The 21443-nt window shown below is 62.9% G+C and carries 27 protein-coding genes; 1 reads left to right on the forward strand and 26 read right to left on the reverse strand.

Annotated features, from left to right (window positions below; translation table 11 throughout):
• Positions 1–19: 19 nt before the first annotated feature.
• The 23 genes from ACP7E6_RS27680 to ACP7E6_RS27790 form a co-directional block, all read right to left on the reverse strand.
• Positions 20–469 carry a hypothetical protein gene (locus ACP7E6_RS27680; RefSeq protein WP_426233137.1) on the reverse strand — a complete coding sequence of 150 codons (450 nt, stop codon included), beginning with the start codon at positions 467–469 and terminating at the stop codon, positions 20–22.
• A 192-nt stretch (positions 470–661) separates the two neighbouring features.
• Positions 662–2050 (reverse strand): ATP-binding protein, encoded by a 1389-nt coding sequence (locus ACP7E6_RS27685; protein WP_426233177.1) that lies wholly within the window; start codon positions 2048–2050, stop codon positions 662–664.
• Positions 2051–2150: 100 nt separating this feature from the next.
• Positions 2151–2837 carry a response regulator transcription factor gene (locus tag ACP7E6_RS27690; RefSeq protein ID WP_113246111.1) on the reverse strand — a complete coding sequence of 229 codons (687 nt, stop codon included), beginning with the start codon at positions 2835–2837 and terminating at the stop codon, positions 2151–2153.
• A gap of 138 nt (positions 2838–2975) precedes the next feature.
• On the reverse strand, positions 2976–3227 hold the full coding sequence (locus tag ACP7E6_RS27695; RefSeq protein WP_426123440.1) for a hypothetical protein: 252 nt from the start codon (positions 3225–3227) through the stop codon (positions 2976–2978).
• 119 nt (positions 3228–3346) lie between these two features.
• On the reverse strand, positions 3347–3553 hold the full coding sequence (locus ACP7E6_RS27700; protein ID WP_426233139.1) for a hypothetical protein: 207 nt from the start codon (positions 3551–3553) through the stop codon (positions 3347–3349).
• 52 nt (positions 3554–3605) lie between these two features.
• A complete protein-coding gene (locus tag ACP7E6_RS27705; protein WP_426233140.1) occupies positions 3606–7448 on the reverse strand; it encodes a baseplate multidomain protein megatron in 3843 nt (1280 codons plus the stop codon).
• A 5-nt stretch (positions 7449–7453) separates the two neighbouring features.
• On the reverse strand, positions 7454–7942 hold the full coding sequence (locus ACP7E6_RS27710; RefSeq protein WP_426233179.1) for an NlpC/P60 family protein: 489 nt from the start codon (positions 7940–7942) through the stop codon (positions 7454–7456).
• A gap of 49 nt (positions 7943–7991) precedes the next feature.
• The gene (locus tag ACP7E6_RS27715) at positions 7992–8882 is read right to left on the reverse strand and encodes a DUF2163 domain-containing protein (protein ID WP_426233141.1); all 891 of its coding nucleotides are present in this window, start codon (positions 8880–8882) and stop codon (positions 7992–7994) included.
• A complete protein-coding gene (locus ACP7E6_RS27720) occupies positions 8879–9520 on the reverse strand; it encodes a phage distal tail protein, Rcc01695 family (RefSeq protein WP_426233143.1) in 642 nt (213 codons plus the stop codon). The genes ACP7E6_RS27715 and ACP7E6_RS27720 overlap by 4 nt, the downstream gene beginning before the upstream one ends.
• 626 nt (positions 9521–10146) lie before the next feature.
• Positions 10147–10728: a phage tail tape measure protein gene (locus tag ACP7E6_RS27725; protein WP_426233145.1), complete on the reverse strand. Its 582-nt coding sequence runs from the start codon at positions 10726–10728 to the stop codon at positions 10147–10149.
• A 30-nt stretch (positions 10729–10758) separates the two neighbouring features.
• Complete coding sequence (locus tag ACP7E6_RS27730) at positions 10759–10974, reverse strand: rcc01693 family protein (protein ID WP_426233147.1); 216 nt, start codon at positions 10972–10974, stop codon at positions 10759–10761.
• On the reverse strand, positions 10971–11309 hold the full coding sequence (locus tag ACP7E6_RS27735) for a gene transfer agent family protein (protein WP_426233148.1): 339 nt from the start codon (positions 11307–11309) through the stop codon (positions 10971–10973). The genes ACP7E6_RS27730 and ACP7E6_RS27735 overlap by 4 nt, the downstream gene beginning before the upstream one ends.
• A 20-nt stretch (positions 11310–11329) precedes the next feature.
• Complete coding sequence (locus ACP7E6_RS27740; RefSeq protein ID WP_426233150.1) at positions 11330–11737, reverse strand: phage major tail protein, TP901-1 family; 408 nt, start codon at positions 11735–11737, stop codon at positions 11330–11332.
• Between the two features lie 75 nt (positions 11738–11812).
• Positions 11813–12211, reverse strand: a complete 399-nt coding sequence (locus tag ACP7E6_RS27745) for a DUF3168 domain-containing protein (RefSeq protein WP_426233152.1) — start codon at positions 12209–12211, stop codon at positions 11813–11815.
• Positions 12208–12543, reverse strand: coding sequence for a phage head closure protein (locus tag ACP7E6_RS27750; protein WP_426233154.1), 336 nt, complete (start codon positions 12541–12543; stop codon positions 12208–12210). Before ACP7E6_RS27750 ends, ACP7E6_RS27745 begins: the two co-directional genes overlap by 4 nt.
• A 2-nt stretch (positions 12544–12545) precedes the next feature.
• A complete protein-coding gene (locus ACP7E6_RS27755; protein WP_426233156.1) occupies positions 12546–13115 on the reverse strand; it encodes a head-tail connector protein in 570 nt (189 codons plus the stop codon).
• Between the two features lie 145 nt (positions 13116–13260).
• A complete protein-coding gene (locus ACP7E6_RS27760; RefSeq protein ID WP_426233158.1) occupies positions 13261–14529 on the reverse strand; it encodes a phage major capsid protein in 1269 nt (422 codons plus the stop codon).
• Positions 14526–15104: an HK97 family phage prohead protease gene (locus ACP7E6_RS27765; RefSeq protein ID WP_426233160.1), complete on the reverse strand. Its 579-nt coding sequence runs from the start codon at positions 15102–15104 to the stop codon at positions 14526–14528. The genes ACP7E6_RS27760 and ACP7E6_RS27765 overlap by 4 nt, the downstream gene beginning before the upstream one ends.
• Positions 15105–15351: 247 nt before the next feature.
• Entirely contained in the window at positions 15352–15669 is a 318-nt protein-coding gene (locus ACP7E6_RS27770) for a DUF6107 family protein (RefSeq protein WP_426233162.1), read from the reverse strand.
• Between the two features lie 224 nt (positions 15670–15893).
• Positions 15894–16208: a type II toxin-antitoxin system RelE/ParE family toxin gene (locus tag ACP7E6_RS27775; protein ID WP_426233164.1), complete on the reverse strand. Its 315-nt coding sequence runs from the start codon at positions 16206–16208 to the stop codon at positions 15894–15896.
• Positions 16205–16465 carry a CopG family ribbon-helix-helix protein gene (locus tag ACP7E6_RS27780; protein WP_426233166.1) on the reverse strand — a complete coding sequence of 87 codons (261 nt, stop codon included), beginning with the start codon at positions 16463–16465 and terminating at the stop codon, positions 16205–16207. Before ACP7E6_RS27780 ends, ACP7E6_RS27775 begins: the two co-directional genes overlap by 4 nt.
• A 68-nt stretch (positions 16466–16533) precedes the next feature.
• Entirely contained in the window at positions 16534–17685 is a 1152-nt protein-coding gene (locus ACP7E6_RS27785; protein ID WP_426233168.1) for a phage portal protein, read from the reverse strand.
• A 61-nt stretch (positions 17686–17746) separates the two neighbouring features.
• On the reverse strand, positions 17747–18364 hold the full coding sequence (locus ACP7E6_RS27790; RefSeq protein WP_426233170.1) for a hypothetical protein: 618 nt from the start codon (positions 18362–18364) through the stop codon (positions 17747–17749).
• A gap of 165 nt (positions 18365–18529) precedes the next feature.
• On the opposite strand from ACP7E6_RS27790, the gene ACP7E6_RS27795 reads away from it, so the two are divergent.
• Positions 18530–18679, forward strand: coding sequence for a hypothetical protein (locus ACP7E6_RS27795; protein WP_426233172.1), 150 nt, complete (start codon positions 18530–18532; stop codon positions 18677–18679).
• 331 nt (positions 18680–19010) lie between these two features.
• On the opposite strand, the gene ACP7E6_RS27800 is transcribed toward ACP7E6_RS27795, so the two are convergent.
• From ACP7E6_RS27800 to ACP7E6_RS27810, 3 genes are all read right to left on the reverse strand, one after another.
• Complete coding sequence (locus tag ACP7E6_RS27800) at positions 19011–20225, reverse strand: DNA-packaging protein (protein WP_426233181.1); 1215 nt, start codon at positions 20223–20225, stop codon at positions 19011–19013.
• Positions 20226–20613: 388 nt separating this feature from the next.
• Positions 20614–21204, reverse strand: a complete 591-nt coding sequence (locus tag ACP7E6_RS27805) for a hypothetical protein (protein WP_426233174.1) — start codon at positions 21202–21204, stop codon at positions 20614–20616.
• A gap of 17 nt (positions 21205–21221) precedes the next feature.
• Positions 21222–21443 (reverse strand): hypothetical protein (locus ACP7E6_RS27810; protein WP_426233176.1); only part of this gene is annotated, 222 nt, incomplete at its 5' end.

A 21443-nucleotide genomic window follows, 5' to 3' on the forward strand; every position in this document is an offset into this window, starting at 1 on the left:
AACTGTGCGAATGCGGCGATCAGCCCAGCGGCGTCCACGTGCCGTCGGCGTTGCGGCAGGCGGCGCCGCGGGCGACACTGTCTTGTCCCGTGACCGTCACCGTATGGCTATATTGGCGGCAGTTCTGCGAGCCGACTTGATAGGGTGCCGCTGCAACCACCGAGCCACTGATGCCGGACCCCTGCCAGACCACCGGCTGTCCGCCACGCGATCCTTCCAGAGCACGGTATTCGGCTTCCAGCGCCCGCTGACGGTCGGCCTTGCTGATCGAAAGTCCCGCTTGACGCCCGATCACGCCACCGCCGAGTGCCGCGATATAGGAAGCCGATGTGTTCGAGGTGATGCCACCGCCGATTTTACCGGCGTCGCGCGACGCCGTCCCGCAGCCAGCGATCAGCAGCGACGAGGCGATCAGGCACGCGGCCGGAGAACCGGAAAGAAGGGTCGGGAAACGGGCCTGGTTTTTCATTGTGTCGGACAGCTCTTACGGTTTCCTGTGCATCGGCAGATCATGGTTCGGCTTCAGGCCGATTCATGGCTCACTATCTTTTTACATTCCCCGCCGGAGCAGGCAACAACACAGCGATCAAAGCTGTTGCATTGCGGAATTTTACCCGCAATCCTGTCAAAAAAGTCACGCGACGGCTTAAAACACGTCTCATCACGACACAGCAGGCAGCACGATCAGTGCTTTCAGGCCGCCGCGCTCGCCGCGCGACAACCCGAGAGTGCCCTGATATTCGCCGGCGATCTCGCTGACGATCGACAATCCCAAGCCCGTACCCGGCTTGCTTTCGTCCAGCCTCTTGCCGCGCTTGATGGCAATGCCGATCTGCTCCGGTTCCAGACCCGGACCGTCATCATCCACCTCGATGGTAATCCAGTTGCGCCGCCCGGGGTCCTTGCCCTGCACGCCCTCGGGCGCAATCTGTGCCAGAATGTGAACCTGGTCGTTGGCGTAGCGGGCAGCATTGTCCAAGAGGTTGCCGACCGTTTCCTCGACATCCTGCTGTTCCATCGCCAGGATCAGGCCGGGCGGCGATACAGTCAGCAGAAAGGTCTTTTCCGGGTGCAGCCGGCGCATGACGCGCACCAGCCGTTCAAGCACCGGTTCGACCTCGGTGCGCGCCAGAACCGATTCCCGCTGTGCGGCGATCCGCGCCCGGTTGAGATAGGACTGCACCTGCATCTGCATCGCATCCGCCTGCGCCTTGACGAGGTCGCCGTGCGGCGGCTCAAGCACCCGCGCTTCGTTGATCAAAACGGCAAGCGGCGTCTTCAGCGAATGGGCGAGATTGCCGACCTGCATACGGGCACGTTCGATGATGCGCCGGTTGCTGTCGATCAGGGCGTTGACTTCGCTTGCCAAGGGTTGGATTTCGCGCGGAAATTCGCCGTCAAGCCGCTCGCTTTCGCCGCCACGAATCTTTTCCAGCGACCGCCGCGCCTGGTCGAGCGGCCGAAGCCCAAACAGAATGGCCAGCGCATTCATCCCGAGGCCGCCGAAACCGAAGATCGCCAGCGCCAGGTAGAGATTGCGGTTGAAATCGTTGATATCGGCTTCCAGCACATCCCGGTTGCCCGCCACCCGGAAACGGGCCGTATGCCCCTGAATGTCCAGAACGACTTCCGTCTCCGCCACTTCGACGTCGTTGTTGAAGGAATCGACGGTGGTGTAGAAACGCTCGTAGCGAATATCGAAGGGAACTTCATCGACGCTGGCGATTGGCAACTTGCCAGAACCGAGCGAGGTCGAAATCAGCGGCGGCGTATTGAATTCGCCGATCGGCTCGACGATCCAGTACCAGCCCGTCTGCGGCTGGGAGAAGCGCAGGTCGCCCAGTTGCGGACTGCCGGCCAGCACCGACTTGTCGTTGACGACGATCGAATTGATGACGTTGTAGAGCTGTGCGCGCAAAAGGTCCTGAAAGCCGCGCTCCGAACCTTGCCGGTAGAGCGTCGAGATCACCACGCCGATCACCACCAGCGCCACCACCGCCCAGATGGTGGAAACGAGGAGAACACGTGCGGTCAGCGATTGCGGACGCAACATCATGAGTGTCGCCGAATGGTTTGATGGGACAACACCATCAGGCCTTGTCCCTCATGCGCAGACTTCAGGCGTTTCCGGTTGATGATCGTGGTCCCGCTCAGGATTTCACTTCCTTGCTGGCCATGCCGGGTGCCTGCATCCGGTAGCCAAGGCCGCGCACGGTTTCGATCAGGTCATTGCCGATCTTCTTGCGAAGCCGGCCGACGAAAACTTCGATCGTGTTGGAATCGCGGTCGAAATCCTGGTCGTACATGTGCTCGACCAGCTCCGTGCGCGACACCACCTGCCCCATGTGATGCATCAGATAGGACAGAAGCCGGAATTCATGCGAGGTGAGTTTCAGCGCCACGCCGTTGACCAGCGCCTTGGAGCCCTTGGTGTCCAGCCGCACCGGACCGCAAACAATTTCGGAACTTGCATGTCCGGCAGCCCGCCGGATCAGCGCCCGGATACGGGCCAGTACTTCTTCGACATGGAACGGCTTGGTGACGTAATCGTCGGCGCCGGCATCGATACCGGCCACCTTGTCGCTCCAGCGGTCGCGTGCGGTGAGAATCAGCACCGGCATCACCTTTCCGGCACCGCGCCACTTTTCCAATACGGTAATGCCGTCCATTTCCGGCAGGCCGATATCGAGGATGACGGCGTCATAGGGCTCTCCCTCGCCGAGATAATGGCCTTCCTCGCCGTCGAAGGCCTGATCGACGACGTATCCGGCTTCCTTCAGGGTGTCCGTCAATTGACGGTTGAGGTTGACGTCGTCTTCGACCACCAGAATGCGCATGAACAGACTTTCTTCCCTTGCTCGCCAGCATCTCCCAAAGATCTGCCGTCGCGTTGCAACACGAGACTTCTACCTAGGTATTACTGCTTACCTTATTTCATCCGTTTGGAGAATGTGTTGAAGGCAGGCATTCTGCGGCTACATCGGCACCCGCATCGTCACCTTTTTCGGACGGCCGCCATTGCCGGGAATCAGCACCGTAACGACGCATTTGCCATCGCTGGTCGGCTGCGCCGACAGGAGTTCGCCACCGGTCTCGGCCACCACTTCGGCGGCCGCCTGACCACAATCGCCATCCACGGCGACAACCATCGATGGCACATCAATCGCCGGCGGCGCGAATCCGGAAAGGCCCGCTGCAAGCGTTGCTATGATCAAGGGTGAGGACATGAACGCACTTTCGGATTGAAACGATATTGGCGACCTGGGAAGCATCGTTGCCGTTTTAATAGACGATACAGTCTGAATGGCAAATGAATGTCCCGGGAACGGCCGGTTTTGCGCAATGTCTAGCGCAAGCGCGAGCGCGCGGAAATCCGGCCCCAGATGGCGATCAGTCCACCAGCGGCCGCCGCCAGCGCGGTCAATCCATCCACAATTCCACTTTGATCCTCCGGCGCGATCTCCAGTCCCAGCAGATTGGCGCAGGATGCCAGGATTGCGACCACGCCGCCCCAGACGGTTTTCGACATGTACCAAGTCTTCAAATCGTTCATTTGATGCTCCGTTTGCTTGATGTGAGTTTGGTTTGAATGGGAAGCAGGATTTCTACAGGCTGAGCAGCGCCTGCGCAGGCACTCCGAAAGCAACCTTCTGGCCGCGCTGCTGGACGCGGATCGACAAGGCCACCTGCGGCACGCCGAAATCCTCGATTTCGAAGCCAGCCGCATAGTGCAACGCCGGTTCGGACACATCGAAGGACCGCTTGACCGCCGCGCCATCGAGAATGTCGATGCGATATCGTTCCTGGGGTTCGTCCAGCGCGATATCGCCGTCCAGCCAGTGGTCGGCATCGCGGCGCGCGCAGCGGGTCCAGGTGATTCGAATGGCACCACCTTCGAGACGCCGCCCGCGCAGATGCACCGGCGCAACCGGCCTTTCCGCCCTCAAGCCGCCGGCAAAGGCAAAGGGGCCGCTTCGTGCTGCAACCTGCCCGCCCGGTTCGGCGATCCAGTTGATCACTCGCCCCGCCTCGTCCGGGCTTAGCCCAAGCGGCCTCACTGCCGCGTTGAGCACTACCACCGGAGCACCGGCAGCACTCCCTGCCAGCATCGCGTCGGTGGTCCCATGCAGCCCGCGCAAGAGTTGTGTCAGCCGCCAGCGCCCGGCAGAGATTTCCTCCGCGCGCTGGAAAGCGATGATTTCCCAGGCACCGTTTGCAGCAAGGATCGCCATGCGGTTCTGTCCGTTGAGGACGGAAAGGCGGCTTGCCGACGATAATCCGCCGAAATTCAGATCAAGCGTCAACGTACGCGCGGCATCGAACCGGCCAGTGACGCCGGCACGAAGCGGCTCTGCCAGAACACCCGTCTGCGCCGGCTGATCGAGCCGTACCCGCGCCTGGTAACCTTCCGTCGCCGCCGATGACGAGAGTGTTATCGCCCGCCATGGCCGGGCAAAGACCGCCGCCCGCGCAAAAAGGCTGGCATTGCCCGCCTCGTATTGCGGCAGGTCCATCAGATGCACGACCGGCGAGAATCCGTCGGATGGCCTGCGCGGCGGAGCGACCGGTTTTGATGGCTGGACCGGACCACCGCCACCCGACGGCACAAACGCCCGTGCCTCGACCGCGCGTGCCGCACCATCCTCGATCCGGTTGATGATAAAACGGCCCGCCGGCCCCTCATCGAAACAGACGACATCGCCCGGCTCGAACGCTAGCGCCGCCGGCGAGAGCGCAAAACGCACACTGCGCCGCGACACCTGATGATCGCGCAGGGCATCCTCGACAGCACTGGCCGCCGCCCCGTCATGCATCACCCCCGGCAGCGAAAGCCGCAGCACGCGGTCATTGGCCGGCGATACCCGTCGCGACCGCGCCGTCGTCCGCTCATAGGCATTGCCCGGATCGAACCGGTCGAGAATGGCCTCGCTGCCGAAATCGCTATCGTGCCCGCGTGTCTCCTCGAATAGTGCCTGCTTGTCGAGATCGGCCAGTACCGGAATGACCTTTGGCTCCGCCGCCTGTTTCATCCGCGACCGAAACCGCAGTGTCGCGCCATCTTCGACCGCATCGATCTGCAGTGCCGCCATCAGCGGCTCCAGCACATCGCGCGCAGACGCCTGCTCCGACTGCACATAACCGCCGAGATCACCGCTGACACAGCTCACATCACCGCCCGGAAAACCGTGATCCGCAAGCACGGCCGCGATCACGTCGGCCGTTGTCGCCGCGCCCAGCCGGCCGTTCAGCCAATGTCCGGTCTGCCAATTGGCGCCGTCCGACCAAAGTGCTGTATTCTCCGGAAACGCCGGCATCGGCCGCGCATCCCAAGTCCAGACGAACATATGATTCGGATCAACGCATGAGGGTGCACCCGCGCCTTGCCAGAACCGGTGCTGCGCCTGCAGGAACCGGCGCTGCATCGCATCGCCACGCGCACCGTTCGAAAAATACGGAACCGCCGTCTCCGACGATTTCGGATCGGTAAAGACATTCGGCTGGTTCGCCCCCTTGTCGATCGCCGGGCAACCGAGTTCGGTAAACCACACGGGTTTCGAACCCGCCACCCACTCCGTCGGCAGCGCCTGTTCGACCCCGCCGATCCGGTTGCGATGCGTCTGCCCCCACCAGCTGGCAATATCCTTGTAGCGGTAAACCCATGGTTTTGCCGCCAGCCCGTCGGAAATTGGCGTGCGGATACGGTCGCGGCGGTCGTCGCCGCTGGCATAGTACCAGTCATAGCCCTCGCCGGCCGCGACCATCGCCCGCATCGCCTCGGCATCTTCCGCCAGACGGAAACCATCGGGATTGCCAAACGACAGGTCGCCGTCGCGCCAGTCGGACAGCGGCATGTAGTTGTCGATCCCGACGGCATCGATATCGGCCGAGGCCCAGAGCGGATCGAGATTGTAGAGCACCTCGCCCGACCCATCCTGCGGATGGTAGCCGAAATATTCGCTCCAGTCCGCCGCGTAGGTCAGCTTGGTGCCGACCCCGAGAATGGCCCGGACATCCGCCGCAAGACCGATCAGCCTCTCGACAAACGGAAACGCGCCTGCCCCATCGCGCAATTGCGTCAGCCCGCGCAATTCGGAGCCGATGATGAACCCGTCGATCCCACCCGCCACCTTGCCCAGCAGCGCGTAATGCAGCACCAGCCGGCAATAGCCCTCGTCCGCAGCCAGAGATGTCACCGACGTGCCGGATACGGAAAAATCTGCCGCCGTGGCAGCCCCGCAAAATGCGCCGATCTGCGTGCGCGCCGCCATCGTCTTGTCGGCACTGGCCGCAAGCCCGGGTGCAGGATGCGCGGTCACCCGCCCCCGCCAGGGATAGGCGGGCTGCCCGGTGCCGCCATAGGGGTTGGGCAGCGCATTCCCGGCCGCAATATCCATCATCACGAAGGGATAGAGATAGACTTTCAGCCCACGCGCTTTCAGATCAGCAATCGCCGCCATAACGCTGGCGTCATCAGGCGTACCGCCATAGGCAGGACCGCCGCCGTTCCTGCTGATCAGCCGCGCACCCCCGCGCGAAATTCCCGACACCGACCAGCGACGGCTTTCCCCCTGCCGGAACGGCGTCTCGACGCCAGGCACGATCCGGCACTGGCCTGCCCGCAAATCGGTTCCGAACCACGACACCACCAGCGCCACGCGCTCAAGGTTCGGGCACAATGCCTGCAACTCGTCGATCGACGCATGCCAGTCGGAACCGGCGTGGAAAATGTTGCGGTTGATCAACCGGCTCGCACCGGCCCCTGTCTCTTCCTTCACCACGCCCGGATCATAGCCATGCTCGCTCGAACCCGGAATGATCGTGACTGCCCGGATCTGCTTTTCCAGCGTGCCGACCGGCCGCAAGACCTCGAACTGAATGACCGGAATCCGGTTGCCGTAACTATCCAGCGGCAGCCGCTCGAACACGGCATAGGCGAGCCCCCGGTAGGCCGGTGATTTCCCTACGCCCTGCTTGGCCTCGATCAGCGGATCGGGCAATTGATCGCCGGTGCCGCGATACATCCGCATCTCGATCCCGGTCAGATCCAGTTCCCGCCCATCCGCCCAGACACGGCGCACGCCGGCAATCTCACCCTCGCAGATCCCCAGGGCGAAATTGGCATAGTAGCGAAACGTCTCGACCCGCGGCCCGCTCGCCTTGCCGCCCCGCCGCTCGACCCGCACCTCCTCCTCGAACCGCGTCGCCCAGATCAGCGTGCCGCCGATGCGCACGGTGCCATAGGCCCGCGTGATCGCCGTGCCGTCCTCGGCACCAGGTATGCGCGCATCGCCCAGCCGGGCGCCGGAGACCGTGGTCATGCCGTTGATGATCGAGCGGTCGATCACCGATCCGGCCAGCGCTCCAACCGCACGCCCAAGCGCCGCGCCAACCGGCCCGAACACGCTGCCGAGCGCTGCACCGGCCGCCTGCAGAAGAATGGTTGCCATGATCCTCAGACCTTCTCGGGAAAACGAAACACGCCGGCGATCCGCCGCCGCCAGGAGGGCACCAGCGCCGACTCGATCACCGCCGCCTGCTCAAAGGCATGGATGAAACGGTCTTGGCTGCTGAGAATTCCGGCATGCTTGGCCGGCAGATCCGGCCGCCAGCAAAACAACAGCAGATCGCCCGGCCGCATCTGCGCCGCCGGCAGCTCAGCCCCAAAATACCGCAACGCCGCATGGCGCAACCGGTCCTCGCCGCTGCGCTCGGCCCAATCCGGCTGATAAGCCGGCGGCAATTCCGGCTCCACACCATAAATCTCGCGCCAGACGCCCCGCACCAGCCCAAGGCAATCGCAACCGACCCCCTTCAAGCTTGCCTGATGCCGGTACGGCGTCCCGATCCAGCTTCGGCCTGCAGCAACGACCCGCTCTGCGAAGCCGACGCCCCGATCTCCCTTTTCTCCCCAGCGGGGAGAAGGTGGTCCGCAGGGCCGGATGAGGGGGACGGCAGGCTCAGAGCTAGAAAATCTCTGCTCGGCGCATCCCTCACTCATGCAATGCCCCCCCATCATGCACCGCATCCCCATCCGCATAACCGAAGGCAAAATCCGTCCCCGGCATATGCGGAAATCCCTGAAAATTCAGAGAGTTTGCAAATTTCCCGCCACAGGTGCCAAAGCTCTTGTCGCATCCCGCCGTCACCGTGAACGCATCGCCCACCGCCAGCGGCAAAGGCGGCGGCAGCCAGAGAGACAGCGTCACCCCGTCAGCATCCTTGCGATGATCCTCGATATCGCAGGCATGCCCGGCATTGGCCCCGCCAACGAACCGGAACAAGCCATAGCGGTAAAACCCCGCCACTGCGGCATCGAGCCCGCTTACCCGTATCCGCGTCTCGCCCAGAACAGCCGCGATCGTGCCACTGCCCCGGTAGGCCGGATTGCTCAAATTCACCTTGCACCGTCCATCGCCCAGCACCGCATCGCAGCGCTGCCCGTAAATCCGCCCCTGTACCTGATCCAGCCGATGCGTCAGCCGCCGCAGCTCGGCGCGAAAGGCGCCGCCCGCCCGCACGACATCGCCGATCTCCTGCACCCGCAGCAAAATGCGCTGGTCCGGCGCCTGCCAGTTCACCTGGAACACCTCGACCCTGGCGCCGTCATAGCGCCCGGCAGTCACATCCGCCTCGCTGATCGCGGCGCTGGAAAACCCGCCGGTTACCTCACCCGCCTCGACGGAAAGCCCGCTCGCCGCCTCGCTGTCGGCCGCCTGGAAACCGCTCGCCGCCCAGAAATCGGTGCCGTCGAAGCTCAGATCATGATCATGCTCGGTAAAGCCGAGTACCACTCCATGGCGCCGCGTCACCCGCCAGCAATGGCAAATCGTTGTCGCGTCACCATCCAGGTGTTCAGCGAGTGCAGGCGAAAGCGTTCTCATGGCTTGATCTCCACCAGAGGAATGGACGGAATGCGGCCGGCCTGAAACTGCCCCAGATCGACATCGATCCGGTCGGTATCGAAGCGCACCGGCACATCGAATTCGAAGCCTGCCTTCACGGCAGCGCCGGTCGCCGGAATTTTCGAAGGCAGGAATGTCACCTGCCCGCTTGCCGCATTGAGCATAAAATCGGCCGGTGCTGCCAAAACCCCACCAACCGAAATCACCACGGTGCCCAGGACAGGCTTGGCGATCTCGCGCATGCTCGCGCCACCCGCATCGCCATAGGTCTTTGCCAACTGGAACACGACTGTTGCGCCATCACCCGTTCCAATGAGCTGATCATTGGCGCTAACCACCCCACCCGGCGCACCGGATTTGAAATCGACGGGATCGCGAAACCGGAACCCGTAAAGCTGCCCCGCCCGCGCCTCGAAAAACTCCAGCACCGCATAGAGATCGCTGAGCGACTTGATCCCCGAGCCCGCATCATAATGCCGGCGCGCATCGCGCCAACGCCGGTTGCGGTTTTCCCGCCCATTCGAAAGACTGACAATATCCGTCCGCCTGACCGGCCCGCCACTCGTCCCCAATGCCAGGCGCAAGGGAAACCGGACCTCATGAAATCCTGTTGGCATGATGTTTTCCGTTGTGTGTTGAATCGGTTGGCGGGGAAAGTTCAGGGATAGCTGCATGGAAGGCGGCGTTGTCTCGCGCTCGCCTGCCGACGACTTTCGCTGCCTACGGTGGAGAGAATGAACAAGCCGTGAGCGCCGTCACGCTTTCCCCTTTTTTTGAAGCGAAAACCTCTATCGCTCCCTCCCTCCGCTGGGGGAGCGGGGGGACAAAAGACTCCCAGCTTCAAGCGACTCGGTAAGACGCTTGAAAAAGTATCAAGTCTTTGGTTTCCTGATAAAGTCGCAACAGGAGACCATCTGATGTACGTCGTTTCTACGAATAAAGGTCAGAGCATCACATCGCTCAGACCCTTTATCGGCCGCCAAGCCGCGCGGCACCATTTTCTCGCTATGGTAGAGGAAGACTACGACGCGGTGAACCTGTATGAGGTAGCGGTTTGCTCGCCATATGAAGCTCTTCAAGCTGTTAGAAACGGCGACAAGACGAAGTGCAGGCTTGTGCACCATAGAGAGAGCGATTCTTACCGCATTAGTCGACTGGCTCGCGATTTGGATCTCGATTTGGACATTTAGTTTTTCTTCCTCACTCGGGTTCGGAGCATCGCGACCGAAAAGCTTTTCGGCCCTCAAATCCCCCTTCGCCCCCGCCCCACCGTGCGCGTCAGCATCGCCGCAATCTGTCCCTCGGACTTTCGAAAACTCTGCACATCCGACGCCGTCACATTGAAGACGACGTTCATCGCCCCACCTCCACCGGATGCCGCCACGCCGAGCGATCCGTCGGAACCGCGCTTCAGCGGCAGGATCGCTTCCGATCCGGCCTCGCCCATCAGCCCCATCTGTCCGTCCATCGGAAAATAGGTCGGCGCCGACACGACCCCACCGGCGGCAAACGGCGTCACCCTGCCCGGCACGCCGCCATCGGCAAAAGCGGCCGCCCCGCTAAAACTCCCGGCAAGCCCGGAGATGGCCGAACCGAGCAGCCCCTCCAGCGGCTTCAATCCCGCCGAAAGCGCAATCTCCGTCAGCCGCAATCCGGCGCCACGCAGCACATCCTCCAGTCCCTTGCCGCCCCGCGTCGCCGAGGCCAAAGCCCCGGTCAGCGCCGATCCGAACGAGCGCGAACGCCGCTCCAGATCGTCGAGCACATCCTTCAAGGCATCCGCATCATCGGCTGCGGCCGAAAACCCGATCTCGTCGTGGTCCATCATCGTCTCCTTGGAAAAATACCCGCCGTCTCAGTCGGGAAACGCCGCCATCAGCGCATCCATCCCGGAGCGATCCGGAACCGCACCGGAAGGCCGCAACCCGCCGAATGCGGCTTGCATCTCGCGCGGCGTCATCGACCAGAAATCCTGTGCTGGAAGCCGCAGCAGGCAAAGCCCGGCATGCATCACCGGCCCCCAAGGAAACGGGGCCGGCAAGGCATCCACTCGGCCTGCTGCGGCCGTCAAGGGTTTGCGCCGTCCTCCGTGCCACCAAACGTCGCCGCCAGCAGTTCGCTGGTCAGCCGCGCCAGGCCGGCAATGCCGCCGTCGATGCTCATCACAGCAACATCCTCGTCCGACACCAGATTGCCGCCGCCGCGAAGGCCGGCGCTTAAAATCCGGATCATGTCATCAGCCTTCAGCCGCCCGGCCGAAAATCGGGTGGCGAGTTCGATCAGATTGTCGGCCGCAAACGCGGTCTCCAGTTCGGCCAGGCTGCCGAGCGTCAGACAGAGGATCCGCCGCTCGCCGCCGATGACGGCTTCCACCTCGCCGCGATGCCGGTTCGCCCGGCCCGTCATTCCCGTATTCCGCCCGATCATCACAGCACCGCAAAGGTCAGGGCACCGGCCGATTCCAGCGCGGTTTCGAACTGGATCTCGCCATTGTACTGGCCCGAATATTCCAGCGCCGTCACCTGGAACGGCCCGGTCAGCGTGCCGAAATCCGGAATGACGATCTGCCAGTTCAAAATGGCGCCGTTGAAGAACGCCGCGCGCACCAGCGCATCCGAGCTCTGGTCCTTGAAGATGCCGGCGCCCGATACCGAGGCGCGCTGTATGCCCGCCCCGCCCAGAAGCTCCCGCCACCGCCCGGCAGATTCCGCATCCGTGGCGTCCACCGTTTCGGCGTTGAACGCCAGCCGCTTTGAGCGCAACCCCGCCACCGTCAGGTAAGAACCGCCATTGTCGATCTTCAAAAGAAGATCCTTCCCCTTCTGCGCCACCATGTCTTCATCCTTCCGGAAAACGAAAAAGGCGCCCGAGAGGGCGCCGGCAAACTCACATTTCTCGTACGCGAAACCTCACTCCGTCACGACCCGAAACTCCATTTCCGCCACATGCCCCTTGGCCTTGGCATCACGGCCTATCCTTGTGCGCCGATGGAAAATGCTGACCAATACAAACCCGGTCAGGACAAGAGGCACATCATCCAACAGTGCCCGCACCCGCGCGGCAATCTCCTGCGCTACCCGGCTTCCGCCTTCGCCCGTGCGTACTTCCAGCGTGACCAGATGCTCCTCCCCGGCCTCGCTCGCCGTCGATGCGTCCCGGCTGTCGATCCCTTCAATGAAAACGCACGGCCGGTGCGATCGTGGCTGCAGGTGATCGCGAACCCCATCGGCCCCGATCAGCGCCGTCAGCGCCGCGTCACCGGCAAGCGTTACGAAAACCGCCTTCTGCAAGGCACCGGCAGCGCTCATCGCCTTTCCTCCGTGCATCGGCAGACCAGATAGCGCCGTGTTTCGTCCGGATCATGAAATGCCTGGACCGCAAACGCCCGCGCCCCCTTGCGAAACCGCATGCCCGCCGCGATGTCCTCGCGAAACCGGATCCAGATACGATGCGTCACGACGAACATTTCCGTGTCCGCCCGCTCCTGCGCGCTGACGGAGACGGGATCGAGCCACGCCCAGAGCGAGGTCACCGGTGCAAAGCCCGGCACGATACCGCCCTGGCCATCGCCGGCATCGGCGCGCATCTCCAAGTCCAGCCGCGCCGACAGCTGCCCGGGATCGACAGTGATGGCCGCCATCGTCATAGCCCCCGCCGGCAAAACGGTGCGATCAGCCGGTCGTAGCCGGCAGGCACCGCCGCCGGCTGGCTGTCGATTGAGACCGCACCACGAAATTCGTAGAGCAGCGCCGCATGCAGCAGCATTGCCCGTTTCAGCGTGTCCGGCACATCTGCACCGGTCGCCCCGAAACCAGCCGTAAAATCGATCTCGATACCGTTGATCACCCGTCCCGGCTGCTGTTGCCGCGGCAGGATCAGCCGCGCCGGCCGCGCCTGTCCGTCCAGCACGAAGCCTGCCGCATCGACGGCAACCGGCATGCCGGCGGCATCATAAACCGTAACCGCTTCAATCGTTTGCACCGGCCCCCTGCCAATCTGAATCACCCGTGCCCGCGGCCAGTCGTCGAGATAAAGCCGGAATGTTCGCGTCAACAGCGAAAGCCCGGTCTGCCGCTCCAGATGGTCGCGCACGGTGCGGATCAGCGCGGCGATCAGCCCATCCTCGGCGCTCGTTTCGACGCGCAGATGCGCCTTCGTCTCGGCAAGCGTCAGCGGCTCGCCGAGCGGCGGTGCCAGTTCGGTGATGGTCATGGATGTCTCCGGAAGCGAGGGAGTGAAGCGATGGATTGGGTGGACGCAGCGGGAGGGGAGCTGCGTCCACCCTCGCGCACTGCGGCAGGGAAGACCGCCGGCGCGAATGGTCGTTATCCTTGAGGAAGGACAGCCTTACGCTTATTCAAGATGCCGCGAATTTAATCAGCTTGATAGCCTCAAAATTTTGCACTCCACCGCCGACCCGCTTGGTGGTGTAGAACAGCACATAGGGTTTTGCCGAATAGGGATCGCGCAGCACCCGCACCCCGGTTCGGTCGACGACGAGGTAGCCGGCGGCAAAGTTGCCAAACGCGATCGATGTGCTGCCGGCACCGATATCCGGCATGTCCTCGGCCTCGGCAATCGGAAACCCCATCAGCGAGGCCTGCTGGCCTGCCACCGCCGGCGGGCGCCACAGATAGTTGCCGTCGGCATCCTTGAACTTGCGGATTTCGGCCTGCGTCCTGCGGCTCATGACGAAGGCGGCATTCTGCCGGTGCCCGGCCTTCAGCGCATAGATCGCGTCGATCAGCGTGTCCGAAGGTCCGCTCGCCTTGAAGGCGCCGGCGGCTCCCGTGGCGATGTAACCGATATTGCCCCAGCTCCAGCTTGCATCTGCCACATTGGTATAGCTCAAGAAGCCCTTCGGCTTGTTGGTGCCGTCGCCGGACACGAAGGCCGTGCCTTCCTGCTCGCCGAAGGCGATATCGACCTCCGAGGCGATCCAGTTCTCGATATCGACGGCCGCATCGTCAAGAAGCGCTGCGGTCGCTGCCGGCATGGCGTAGAGTTCCATGGTCGGAAACGAGAGTTCGGCCAGCTGCGGCGTCGTGGTCTGCGGCCGCACGGCCGTCTCCGCCACCCAGCCGGTCGCCATGCCGGACAGCGCAAACGGTTTCTTCAAGACCGCCCCCGACACCTGCCTGACCGTCGCCATGGCACGGATCGGCGAGACCACCGAAAGCCGGCGGCCGATTTCCGTGTCGGTCTCGTTCGGCACCAGGTAGCCGCCATCGCTGGCCGAACCGGTCGAAAACGCCTTGGCTTCCAGCTCGCGCAGCGCCTGCTCGTCGCCCCGGCGGATATAGCTTTCGAATGCCGCCTTGTGTTCCATCGTCTCCAGGCTTGCCTCGCCGCTGCGGCCGAGCGCCGGCCGGGCCTTCTTCAGCGCCAGCTGGTCGATGACCCGCTTCTGCTCGTCCATGCTGCGCGAGATGCGGTCCATCTTGTCGCGGGTGATGACATCGGCCGTCAGCTTGCTTTCCAGCTCGCCCAGCCGCCGGTCGTTGGTTTCCTTGAACGCCTCGAAGGCACCCATGAAATCCTCGAACGCCGCCGTCATCGTTTCGGGCGCGGTCTTGATTTCCGGGGCGGCCTTGCCTTGCTGCGCCATGCTGCTTGTCTCGTTCATCGATATATCCTTCTGTCGGAGAGCTTCATCATCCGGGCCGCCCGCCGCATCGTGCGCACGAGCTCCGTTTCGGTATCGCGGAAGAACCGCGCATTCTTGACGTTCGAAACCCTGGCCGATGGCAGCATCGGAAAGGTTACGATCGAGATTTCCCAGAGATCGGCTTCGAGGATGCGGCGCACGCCGGTCTTGCCGTCGGTTTTCGCCTTGACGGTCTGAAAGCCGATCGACAGCCCGTCAAGCGCGCCCGCCTTCATCAGCATGTGCACCTCCTTGGCCCTCGCCACACCGGGCGACAGAAGCCCCTCGACATAGAGCCCGCGCGCATCCTCGCGGATGGTTTTCCAGATCCCCAAGGGCTCGCCGGGATCGTGCTGAAACAGCATGCGCACGCCGGACGCGCCACGCTGCGCCAGCGATTGCTGAAAGGCCCCCGGCGCAATCGCATCCTTGCCGAGATCGACCTCGCCAAAAATGCTGGCATAGCCGGAAAACCGTCCCTCGCCGGTCACCCCGGCAAGCGTCAGATTGGCAAACTTCTGCGTTCGCCAGACAGGCATGCTGTCGGTCGTCATGGGTCTCTCTCCGATCATGTGAAATCGCTGGACGAAAAAAGCCGCCGCCAAGCGTCTGTGGCTTGCGGCAAAACTATTCAGGGTCCGGGGTTGATCGCTGGCGGCGCCGGTCTATCTCACCCTTCGCCGTCTTCGAGGGACGGCCGTGGACCGGCGCAGGATGCGATGCGGACTGGGACACACCCCGGGCGGGCATTCGATCCGCCCGGGATAGCAGCCTGGAAACCAACCTGCGCGCAATTCCCGCCTAATCCGGCCGCGTGCCGAACCGCTCCGCCACGCGCACCGCCGCTCCCATCACCCACCAGGCAAGAAGGCTGGATGCCGCCGAACCGGTCAGCATCACCTCGGCGCCTGAAAGACTGCCGGCGATGTCGAGCTTGGTGACGATCCAAAGACCCGCCGGTCCGCCGAAAATCAGCCCGCAGGAAAGGCCGGTGAAAAAGCGCGAGGCAGCCTCGCGCTTGCCCTTCGGCAGCATGTAGATCAGCGACACCGCAGCCCCGGCCGCTGCACCAATACCCTTGGCAGCCCAAAGGCCCGGGTCACTGCCAAAATCAGCCATTTGTTAAGCCCTTGATGCTATTGTTGAAATTGCATCGTTTTCACCCGGCTGCAGCCAACTGCCGCTGGGTGATGCGCAGCGTGACGTTGCGTCAGCTGGAGCATTCTCTGAATCTTTTGAATCGGTTGCGGCGTAGCGCTGAGAGGTTGAATCAGCCGCTTCATGTGCGAGGCTAACGGACCGCCGAACAGAGTCCGGCAATCGCTTCAAGCATAAGAGAACAATCAGATATCTTCGAAATCGTCGCTCGTATCAGCGGCGATGTCGGGGTCATGCTGGCGCGCATGGCGCACGATCAGAATGCCCAGAATTCCATTCACCACTTCGTAGTCTATGACATAGGGCGGCGCCGAAAACCGGCGCACCCCTTGCGGCACAACCAGAGCTTTTCCCGCCAATGGGAATTGCCGCAGCATCTCCATCGTCTGCCGAAGATGCAGGATCATTGCCGATGCTGACCGCTTGTCAAAGCGGGCAAGATACGCGCGCTCGGCTTTCAAATAGGCGGAGGCCTCATCGGAAATGCGCAGCTTCTTCAAGCGGCATCATCCTTGCTCAGGGCATCCAATTCATCCAGCAAGGTGTCCACGTCTTGGAACTTGCCTTGGCGCATGCCCTCCCGGGCGCGCTCGATCTCCATCAGTTCCCTGCCTTCCGTGGCAAGATAATACCGCATCGCCCGAACCATCACCCAGCTGCGGGATCGCTCGCTCGTTGCTGCGATCGTCTCGATATCCTTGAGCACATCGACCGGCAGACGCAGTGCGATGGGATCGGAGAGAACGGGTTTGGCCATCATCGGCTCCATTTGTTATACGGCGTATAACAAAATACCAGCAACGCGCCGATCTCTCAAGTCCCGCCTCAATAGCCCACCGCCTGCCGCTTCTCTTCGTCGGTAAGAAAATCCGCTTCCTTCATCCGGGCCCAGACCTCGCTGCGCTCGCCGGTCAGCCCGGTCACCTGGTCGAGATCCGGCACCAGCTTCAGTGCTTCACCAGACCGTCCGGAAAGCCATCCGGACAGCGCTGCCGCCGTTCGAAAAACCATCGGCAGGATGGTCAGCCGGTAGAGCCCCCGATTGGCCTCCTGATAATTGGCATAGGTATTGTCGCCGGGAATGCCGAGCAGCATCGGCGGCACCCCGAAGGCCAGCGCGATGTCGCGCGCCGCACCGTTTTTCGCCTCGACGAAATCCATGTCCTTCGGCGACAGCCCCATCGCCTTCCAGTCGAGCCCGCCTTCAAGCAGCAGCGGCCGGCCGGCGCGGATCGGGCCGGAATAACCCTCATCCAGTTCGTTCTTCAGCCGGTCATACTGGTCGGCCGACAGATTGCCGCCCTCCTTCGGCTGGTAAACCAAAGCACCCGAAGGCCGGGCCGAATTGTCGAGCAGCGCCTTGTTCCAGGTCGCCGCCGCATTCGAAAGGTCGAGCGCCATCTGTGCGGCTGCCAGCGGCGGAAAACCCAGGTGATCGTCGAGCGGATGAAACAATCTCAGATGCAGCAGCCCATCCTCACCCGCCGAAATCCGCCGCACCAGATTGCCGACCCGGTATTCATACGCCTCCGGCCAGCCGTCCCGCCCCTCGAGAATGCGCACCCTGTCCGGCCGCAGCAGATGCAGTTCGCGCATCGCGCCGCCGATCTCCGCCGCATCGACATAGGCATTGCCCGATAGCAGCAGATGGCCATAGAGCATCTCGAAAAAATCATGTCCCCCCATCCGCCCATTCGGCCGTGCCAAAAGCGCCAGCACCGGATGCGCGCTTCGCTCCTGCGTTCCCTCGTAGACCAGCAACGGCACGTTGGCCGCAGCCTCCGAAATCAGCCTGACCGCCCGGTGCGCCACCGGATTGCGCATGAACCCTTCGCGGGCCAATGCCGCATAGGACCGCCCGGTCCAGTGCGCCCGCCCCTCCTGCGCAATGGCAATGAAACTTGAGGCCGCCTTGGTTTCACGCAAAGCGTCACTCTCCACCGGGCGGCGCCACGGCAGACGGAATGGATTTTTCATGTCTCGCTATCCTTGAATGCCGCCCGGGCGCGGCCTGAAATCGGGATGAAAACTGGCGCTTCTATTCCACCCGCGCCTGCCGGATCGCGGCGAGATATCGCCTGCCATACCCCGCCACCAGTTCCGCCCGGTCGCGGCCATTGATGATCCGCCGCGCGCCGGTCCAGTCTTCGTGGTCTGCGGAGAAGTACTGCCCCAGCCTGCGGCCGGTAAACGCGCCGGTCTGCATGCCGATGAACAGGATGTCGGCCGCAACGGCCATTTCCATCGCCCGCTCCGGCCGGGAAATCAGGTCGATCCCAGTCGCCAGCGCCATCTTTTCGTAATTCATCCTGTGCGTCAGCTGCACCAGCCCACGCCCGAGCCAGCTCTTCCCCTCGGCATCCCGCCGCCAGTAGCGCACGGACACAGAGGGCAGCCGGCCGTTGTCAAATGCGCTGTCAAGAAGAGCAATCGCCCGCGCGTCGCTTTTGGCAAAGGTTTCGCGCACCGGCTGCATGGTCCGGCCGGTCTCGTGATGCGCAGTCGCCAGCATATAGGCGAGCCAGCGATCGTCGATCCCTGCTGCAACCCCAGCGCGATCGAGAATCGCCGTCAACCCGATCACTTGGCGCCGTTTCAGCACGCCATCGAACAGGGAAATACACACTGCCTCGAAGAAAGTTTTTCGCGCCAACATCCTCCACCCTCCACTTCCGGTCAAAAGACTTGAAAAATGTCGTGACTCTAAATCGATTTAATCAATTTAAATCGCTTAAACTGTTTAATGCCCTGATTTACTTTGGCTTTGGGATGTGAAATCTGGATTTAGCAATATGATATTGCCTTGATCGAGGAGGATCGAATGAACACTCAGAGCAAGATACAGGCCGACACCACCCGCTCGACAGTACCGCAGCACATCCTCGACCGGTTCGAAAATGCCTGGCAGCAGATGCGTGCAAACGCCACCGCCGAGCCGAAATCATACGCGACCGAAGACGACAAGCGCTGATCGCCTCTCCGGAATTTCCGATCGCCAGCGCACAACCGAAGCGGAACCTTCCGTCTCGGCCTGCGTTGTCGGTCGTTGCAGATAGAACGAAAGGATCGCCCATGCCGGCCCAGCAAATCTCCCAGGCTCAGTTCGAACGCCTCGAAAACGAGTGGCGCCAGATCCGCGAAACCGCATCGACGGCACCCAAGCCCGCGTCTTCGGCGACAAGCAAATAATTCGGCCACTCTGCACTACACCCTCCCCTTGAGGGGGAGGGTCGGAGCAAAGCTCCGGAGTGGGGTGACTGCCGCGTACTCGCGGCGTCCGCGCAAGCACCCATACCATCTCATCAAATCCCCCTGACGCGCGGCTCGCCGCCGCCGTCCAGCATCAGCGCCGTCAGCGCCCAGACCAGCGCATCCAGCCGGTCGGGCGAACGTCCAGAGGACAATCCATCCGGCCCGAAATCGCACATCTGGTCTTCCAGTGCCGGAAACGAACCGGCATGCACCACCCGGCCCTGCTCGTAGAGTGCTGCCACCGGTTCCGCGCGCAGCCATTTTCCACGCGATGCCCGGACCGATGTCACCGGCAACTGCGCATCGATACCGCGCAGCACGGCAGACACCATGTCGCCGCCCTGGTTGACCTCGGCGACGATCCGGTCGGCATCGAACCGCTTGTAGGCGCGAACCACGGCACCGGCCCAGCCGGCCGGGCTTGCACCCTCGACCGAACAGTCGGCCAGCACGACGCCGCGCCCGGTTCGATCGAGCCCCGCCACGATAATGCCGCAGCAGGATTCGCGTCCCATGCCGGCCGGCGGATCGACCGCCACGACGATCCGGCCAAGCGGCCCGGTGTCGCGCAGCTTCAACGCCTCGATACCGGCGCGCGACCAGAGCGCATCCTCGCGATCCTCGATCATTTCGCCGTCGAGTTCCTGCCGCCCCAGCCGCGTGCCGCCGTAGCGCCCAGCCATCGCCGACAGGAATCCCGGCGCAAGGTTCGCCGCATTGTCGCCGGTCCTGATCCGGCACGTCGTGGTGCCGGGATCGGCGATCAGTGCCTTCAGCACCGGCACCGGCCGCGGCGTCGTCGTCACCAGTGCACGCGGAAAATCGCCCAGCCGCAGGGCAAACTGCAGCATGTCCCAGGTCTCCTGCCCATGTTTCCATTTGCCGAGCTCGTCGCACCAGGCATAGTCGAATTGCGGCCCGCGCAGGCTTTCGGGGTCTTCCGAGGAAAAGATCTGCGCCACCGTGCCGTTCGGCCAGACCAGCCGCCGCCGCGATGCCTCGAAGTCCGGCCGGACGTTTCGTGCAATCCGGCAGATGCCGGACACGCCGTCGATCATCACTTCGCGCGCATCGCCCAGCGTCTCGGCCACCAGCGCGATCCGCAATCCCGGCCGCGCCGCCTTGCCGGCCGCGAGTTCCTGCACCCATTCGGCGCCCGCCCGCGTCTTGCCCGACCCGCGCCCGCCCATCAAAAGCCAGACCCGCCAGTCTCCTTTCGGCGGCCTTTGTTCGGAACGGCCGGTATTATTCCAGGCACCGAGCACACGATGGATTTTTGCAGAATCGGCGATCGTAAAGGTTCCTGCCGCTTCTGCAGGTCCCGCTGGTGAGCTTACCTCGTGGGGAAGATTTCCGTTGGTTGAGCACGTGTCGCCGATACCGATCGCCAGTCCTTTTGCGTTGCCATCGTGATTGGCCGCTGTGCAGTTCACCGGCTCACCGGTTGCGCTATCGGATGCAGTCTGGTGACCGTTCCCTGCACAATTCTCTCCAGCAGGAAACGGCTCCTGATCACCCCGCAGCAGGTTACCCGTCAGCCGTTCCAGCAAGCGTTCGGTCTTGATGTGCGCATCGAGCGTCCAGCCCACTCCCGTACTGTAAAACGCGCCGATCTCGCCCTTCTTTCCAGTCAATGTCTTTGTCCGGCACCGCTCATGACGGTCCACTGGACCGGGCGTCGCCGAGGGCTCGCTCGGCAAGCGAACGCTCCGCTTCAATGCACTCAGCTGCTGCTTCTCTCGCTCGTTGTTGTTCACGGTCACGGGCAATATCCTGTGCTCGGCTTTCAATCCGGGCTTCGAATTCCGCTTGAAGCTTTTCAAACCCCGCCTGGTCGAAGTCCTGTTCAGCCATCACCTGCCGGTCATGCGCAATCGTCCTTTGCAGGCTGTCGATCTTTTCCAGCGTCCGCGCGATCACCGACATCGCCTCGATGCTCGCCTTGGCGTCGGCCTGGACCAGCTTGCGGTCGATCTGCTCGCCCGCAGCCTCCGCCTCGTCGTCGGCAAGGCGCCGCAACCGCTTGAACTGCTGCATCTGCTCGCGCAATTCCCTGGTCATGGCGTTCAGCATGTCCTGCAGGTCATCCAGCGGCGACACGGCTTGCGCCTTGGTTTCGAGGATCACCCGTCGGGCAACATCCTCAAGCGCGGCATCCGTCCCGTGCGGCCACGCCCCGCCATAGACCGGCGCCTTCGGCCACAGGCCGAACAGCTCCGGATCGAAATCCAGATCAGACGTCATGACATTGTCCTTGAAACTTAACCCTCCCCTTGAGGGGGAGGGTCGGAGCGCAGCTCCGGGGTGGGGTGACCACTATGGAAATCAAAGCTCATCGCTGAAACAGCAAAAACAGCCGCTTGCTCCTCTTCTCCCCGGCGGGGAGAGCGACTGTCTTGTTCGTCAAGCGTTTTGCCATGGTTTATTGTCCCGGATGATGGCATTGAGAATGGTGAGAAGCTTGCGCATTGTCGCAACGATGG

Origin of the sequence: Pararhizobium sp. DWP3-4 (assembly GCF_049898205.1) — a bacterium.
Taxonomy (GTDB): domain Bacteria; phylum Pseudomonadota; class Alphaproteobacteria; order Rhizobiales; family Rhizobiaceae; genus Pararhizobium.

What these genes read in the sequence shown, in the direction of transcription:
- ACP7E6_RS27680 (WP_426233137.1), bottom strand. Translation starts at nt 469, where the DNA reads ATGAAAAACCAGGCCCGTTTCCCGACCCTTCTTTCCGGTTCTCCGGCC.
- ACP7E6_RS27690 (WP_113246111.1), bottom strand. Translation starts at nt 2,837, where the DNA reads ATGCGCATTCTGGTGGTCGAAGACGACGTCAACCTCAACCGTCAATTG.
- ACP7E6_RS27695 (WP_426123440.1), bottom strand. Translation starts at nt 3,227, where the DNA reads ATGTCCTCACCCTTGATCATAGCAACGCTTGCAGCGGGCCTTTCCGGA.
- ACP7E6_RS27700 (WP_426233139.1), bottom strand. Translation starts at nt 3,553, where the DNA reads ATGAACGATTTGAAGACTTGGTACATGTCGAAAACCGTCTGGGGCGGC.
- ACP7E6_RS27705 (WP_426233140.1), bottom strand. Translation starts at nt 7,448, where the DNA reads ATGGCAACCATTCTTCTGCAGGCGGCCGGTGCAGCGCTCGGCAGCGTG.
- ACP7E6_RS27715 (WP_426233141.1), bottom strand. Translation starts at nt 8,882, where the DNA reads ATGAGAACGCTTTCGCCTGCACTCGCTGAACACCTGGATGGTGACGCG.
- ACP7E6_RS27720 (WP_426233143.1), bottom strand. Translation starts at nt 9,520, where the DNA reads ATGCCAACAGGATTTCATGAGGTCCGGTTTCCCTTGCGCCTGGCATTG.
- ACP7E6_RS27725 (WP_426233145.1), bottom strand. Translation starts at nt 10,728, where the DNA reads ATGGACCACGACGAGATCGGGTTTTCGGCCGCAGCCGATGATGCGGAT.
- ACP7E6_RS27735 (WP_426233148.1), bottom strand. Translation starts at nt 11,309, where the DNA reads ATGACGGGCCGGGCGAACCGGCATCGCGGCGAGGTGGAAGCCGTCATC.
- ACP7E6_RS27740 (WP_426233150.1), bottom strand. Translation starts at nt 11,737, where the DNA reads ATGGTGGCGCAGAAGGGGAAGGATCTTCTTTTGAAGATCGACAATGGC.
- ACP7E6_RS27745 (WP_426233152.1), bottom strand. Translation starts at nt 12,211, where the DNA reads ATGAGCGCTGCCGGTGCCTTGCAGAAGGCGGTTTTCGTAACGCTTGCC.
- ACP7E6_RS27750 (WP_426233154.1), bottom strand. Translation starts at nt 12,543, where the DNA reads ATGGCGGCCATCACTGTCGATCCCGGGCAGCTGTCGGCGCGGCTGGAC.
- ACP7E6_RS27755 (WP_426233156.1), bottom strand. Translation starts at nt 13,115, where the DNA reads ATGACCATCACCGAACTGGCACCGCCGCTCGGCGAGCCGCTGACGCTT.
- ACP7E6_RS27760 (WP_426233158.1), bottom strand. Translation starts at nt 14,529, where the DNA reads ATGAACGAGACAAGCAGCATGGCGCAGCAAGGCAAGGCCGCCCCGGAA.
- ACP7E6_RS27765 (WP_426233160.1), bottom strand. Translation starts at nt 15,104, where the DNA reads ATGACGACCGACAGCATGCCTGTCTGGCGAACGCAGAAGTTTGCCAAT.
- ACP7E6_RS27770 (WP_426233162.1), bottom strand. Translation starts at nt 15,669, where the DNA reads ATGGCTGATTTTGGCAGTGACCCGGGCCTTTGGGCTGCCAAGGGTATT.
- ACP7E6_RS27780 (WP_426233166.1), bottom strand. Translation starts at nt 16,465, where the DNA reads ATGGCCAAACCCGTTCTCTCCGATCCCATCGCACTGCGTCTGCCGGTC.
- ACP7E6_RS27785 (WP_426233168.1), bottom strand. Translation starts at nt 17,685, where the DNA reads ATGAAAAATCCATTCCGTCTGCCGTGGCGCCGCCCGGTGGAGAGTGAC.
- ACP7E6_RS27790 (WP_426233170.1), bottom strand. Translation starts at nt 18,364, where the DNA reads ATGTTGGCGCGAAAAACTTTCTTCGAGGCAGTGTGTATTTCCCTGTTC.
- ACP7E6_RS27795 (WP_426233172.1), top strand. Translation starts at nt 18,530, where the DNA reads ATGAACACTCAGAGCAAGATACAGGCCGACACCACCCGCTCGACAGTA.
- ACP7E6_RS27805 (WP_426233174.1), bottom strand. Translation starts at nt 21,204, where the DNA reads ATGACGTCTGATCTGGATTTCGATCCGGAGCTGTTCGGCCTGTGGCCG.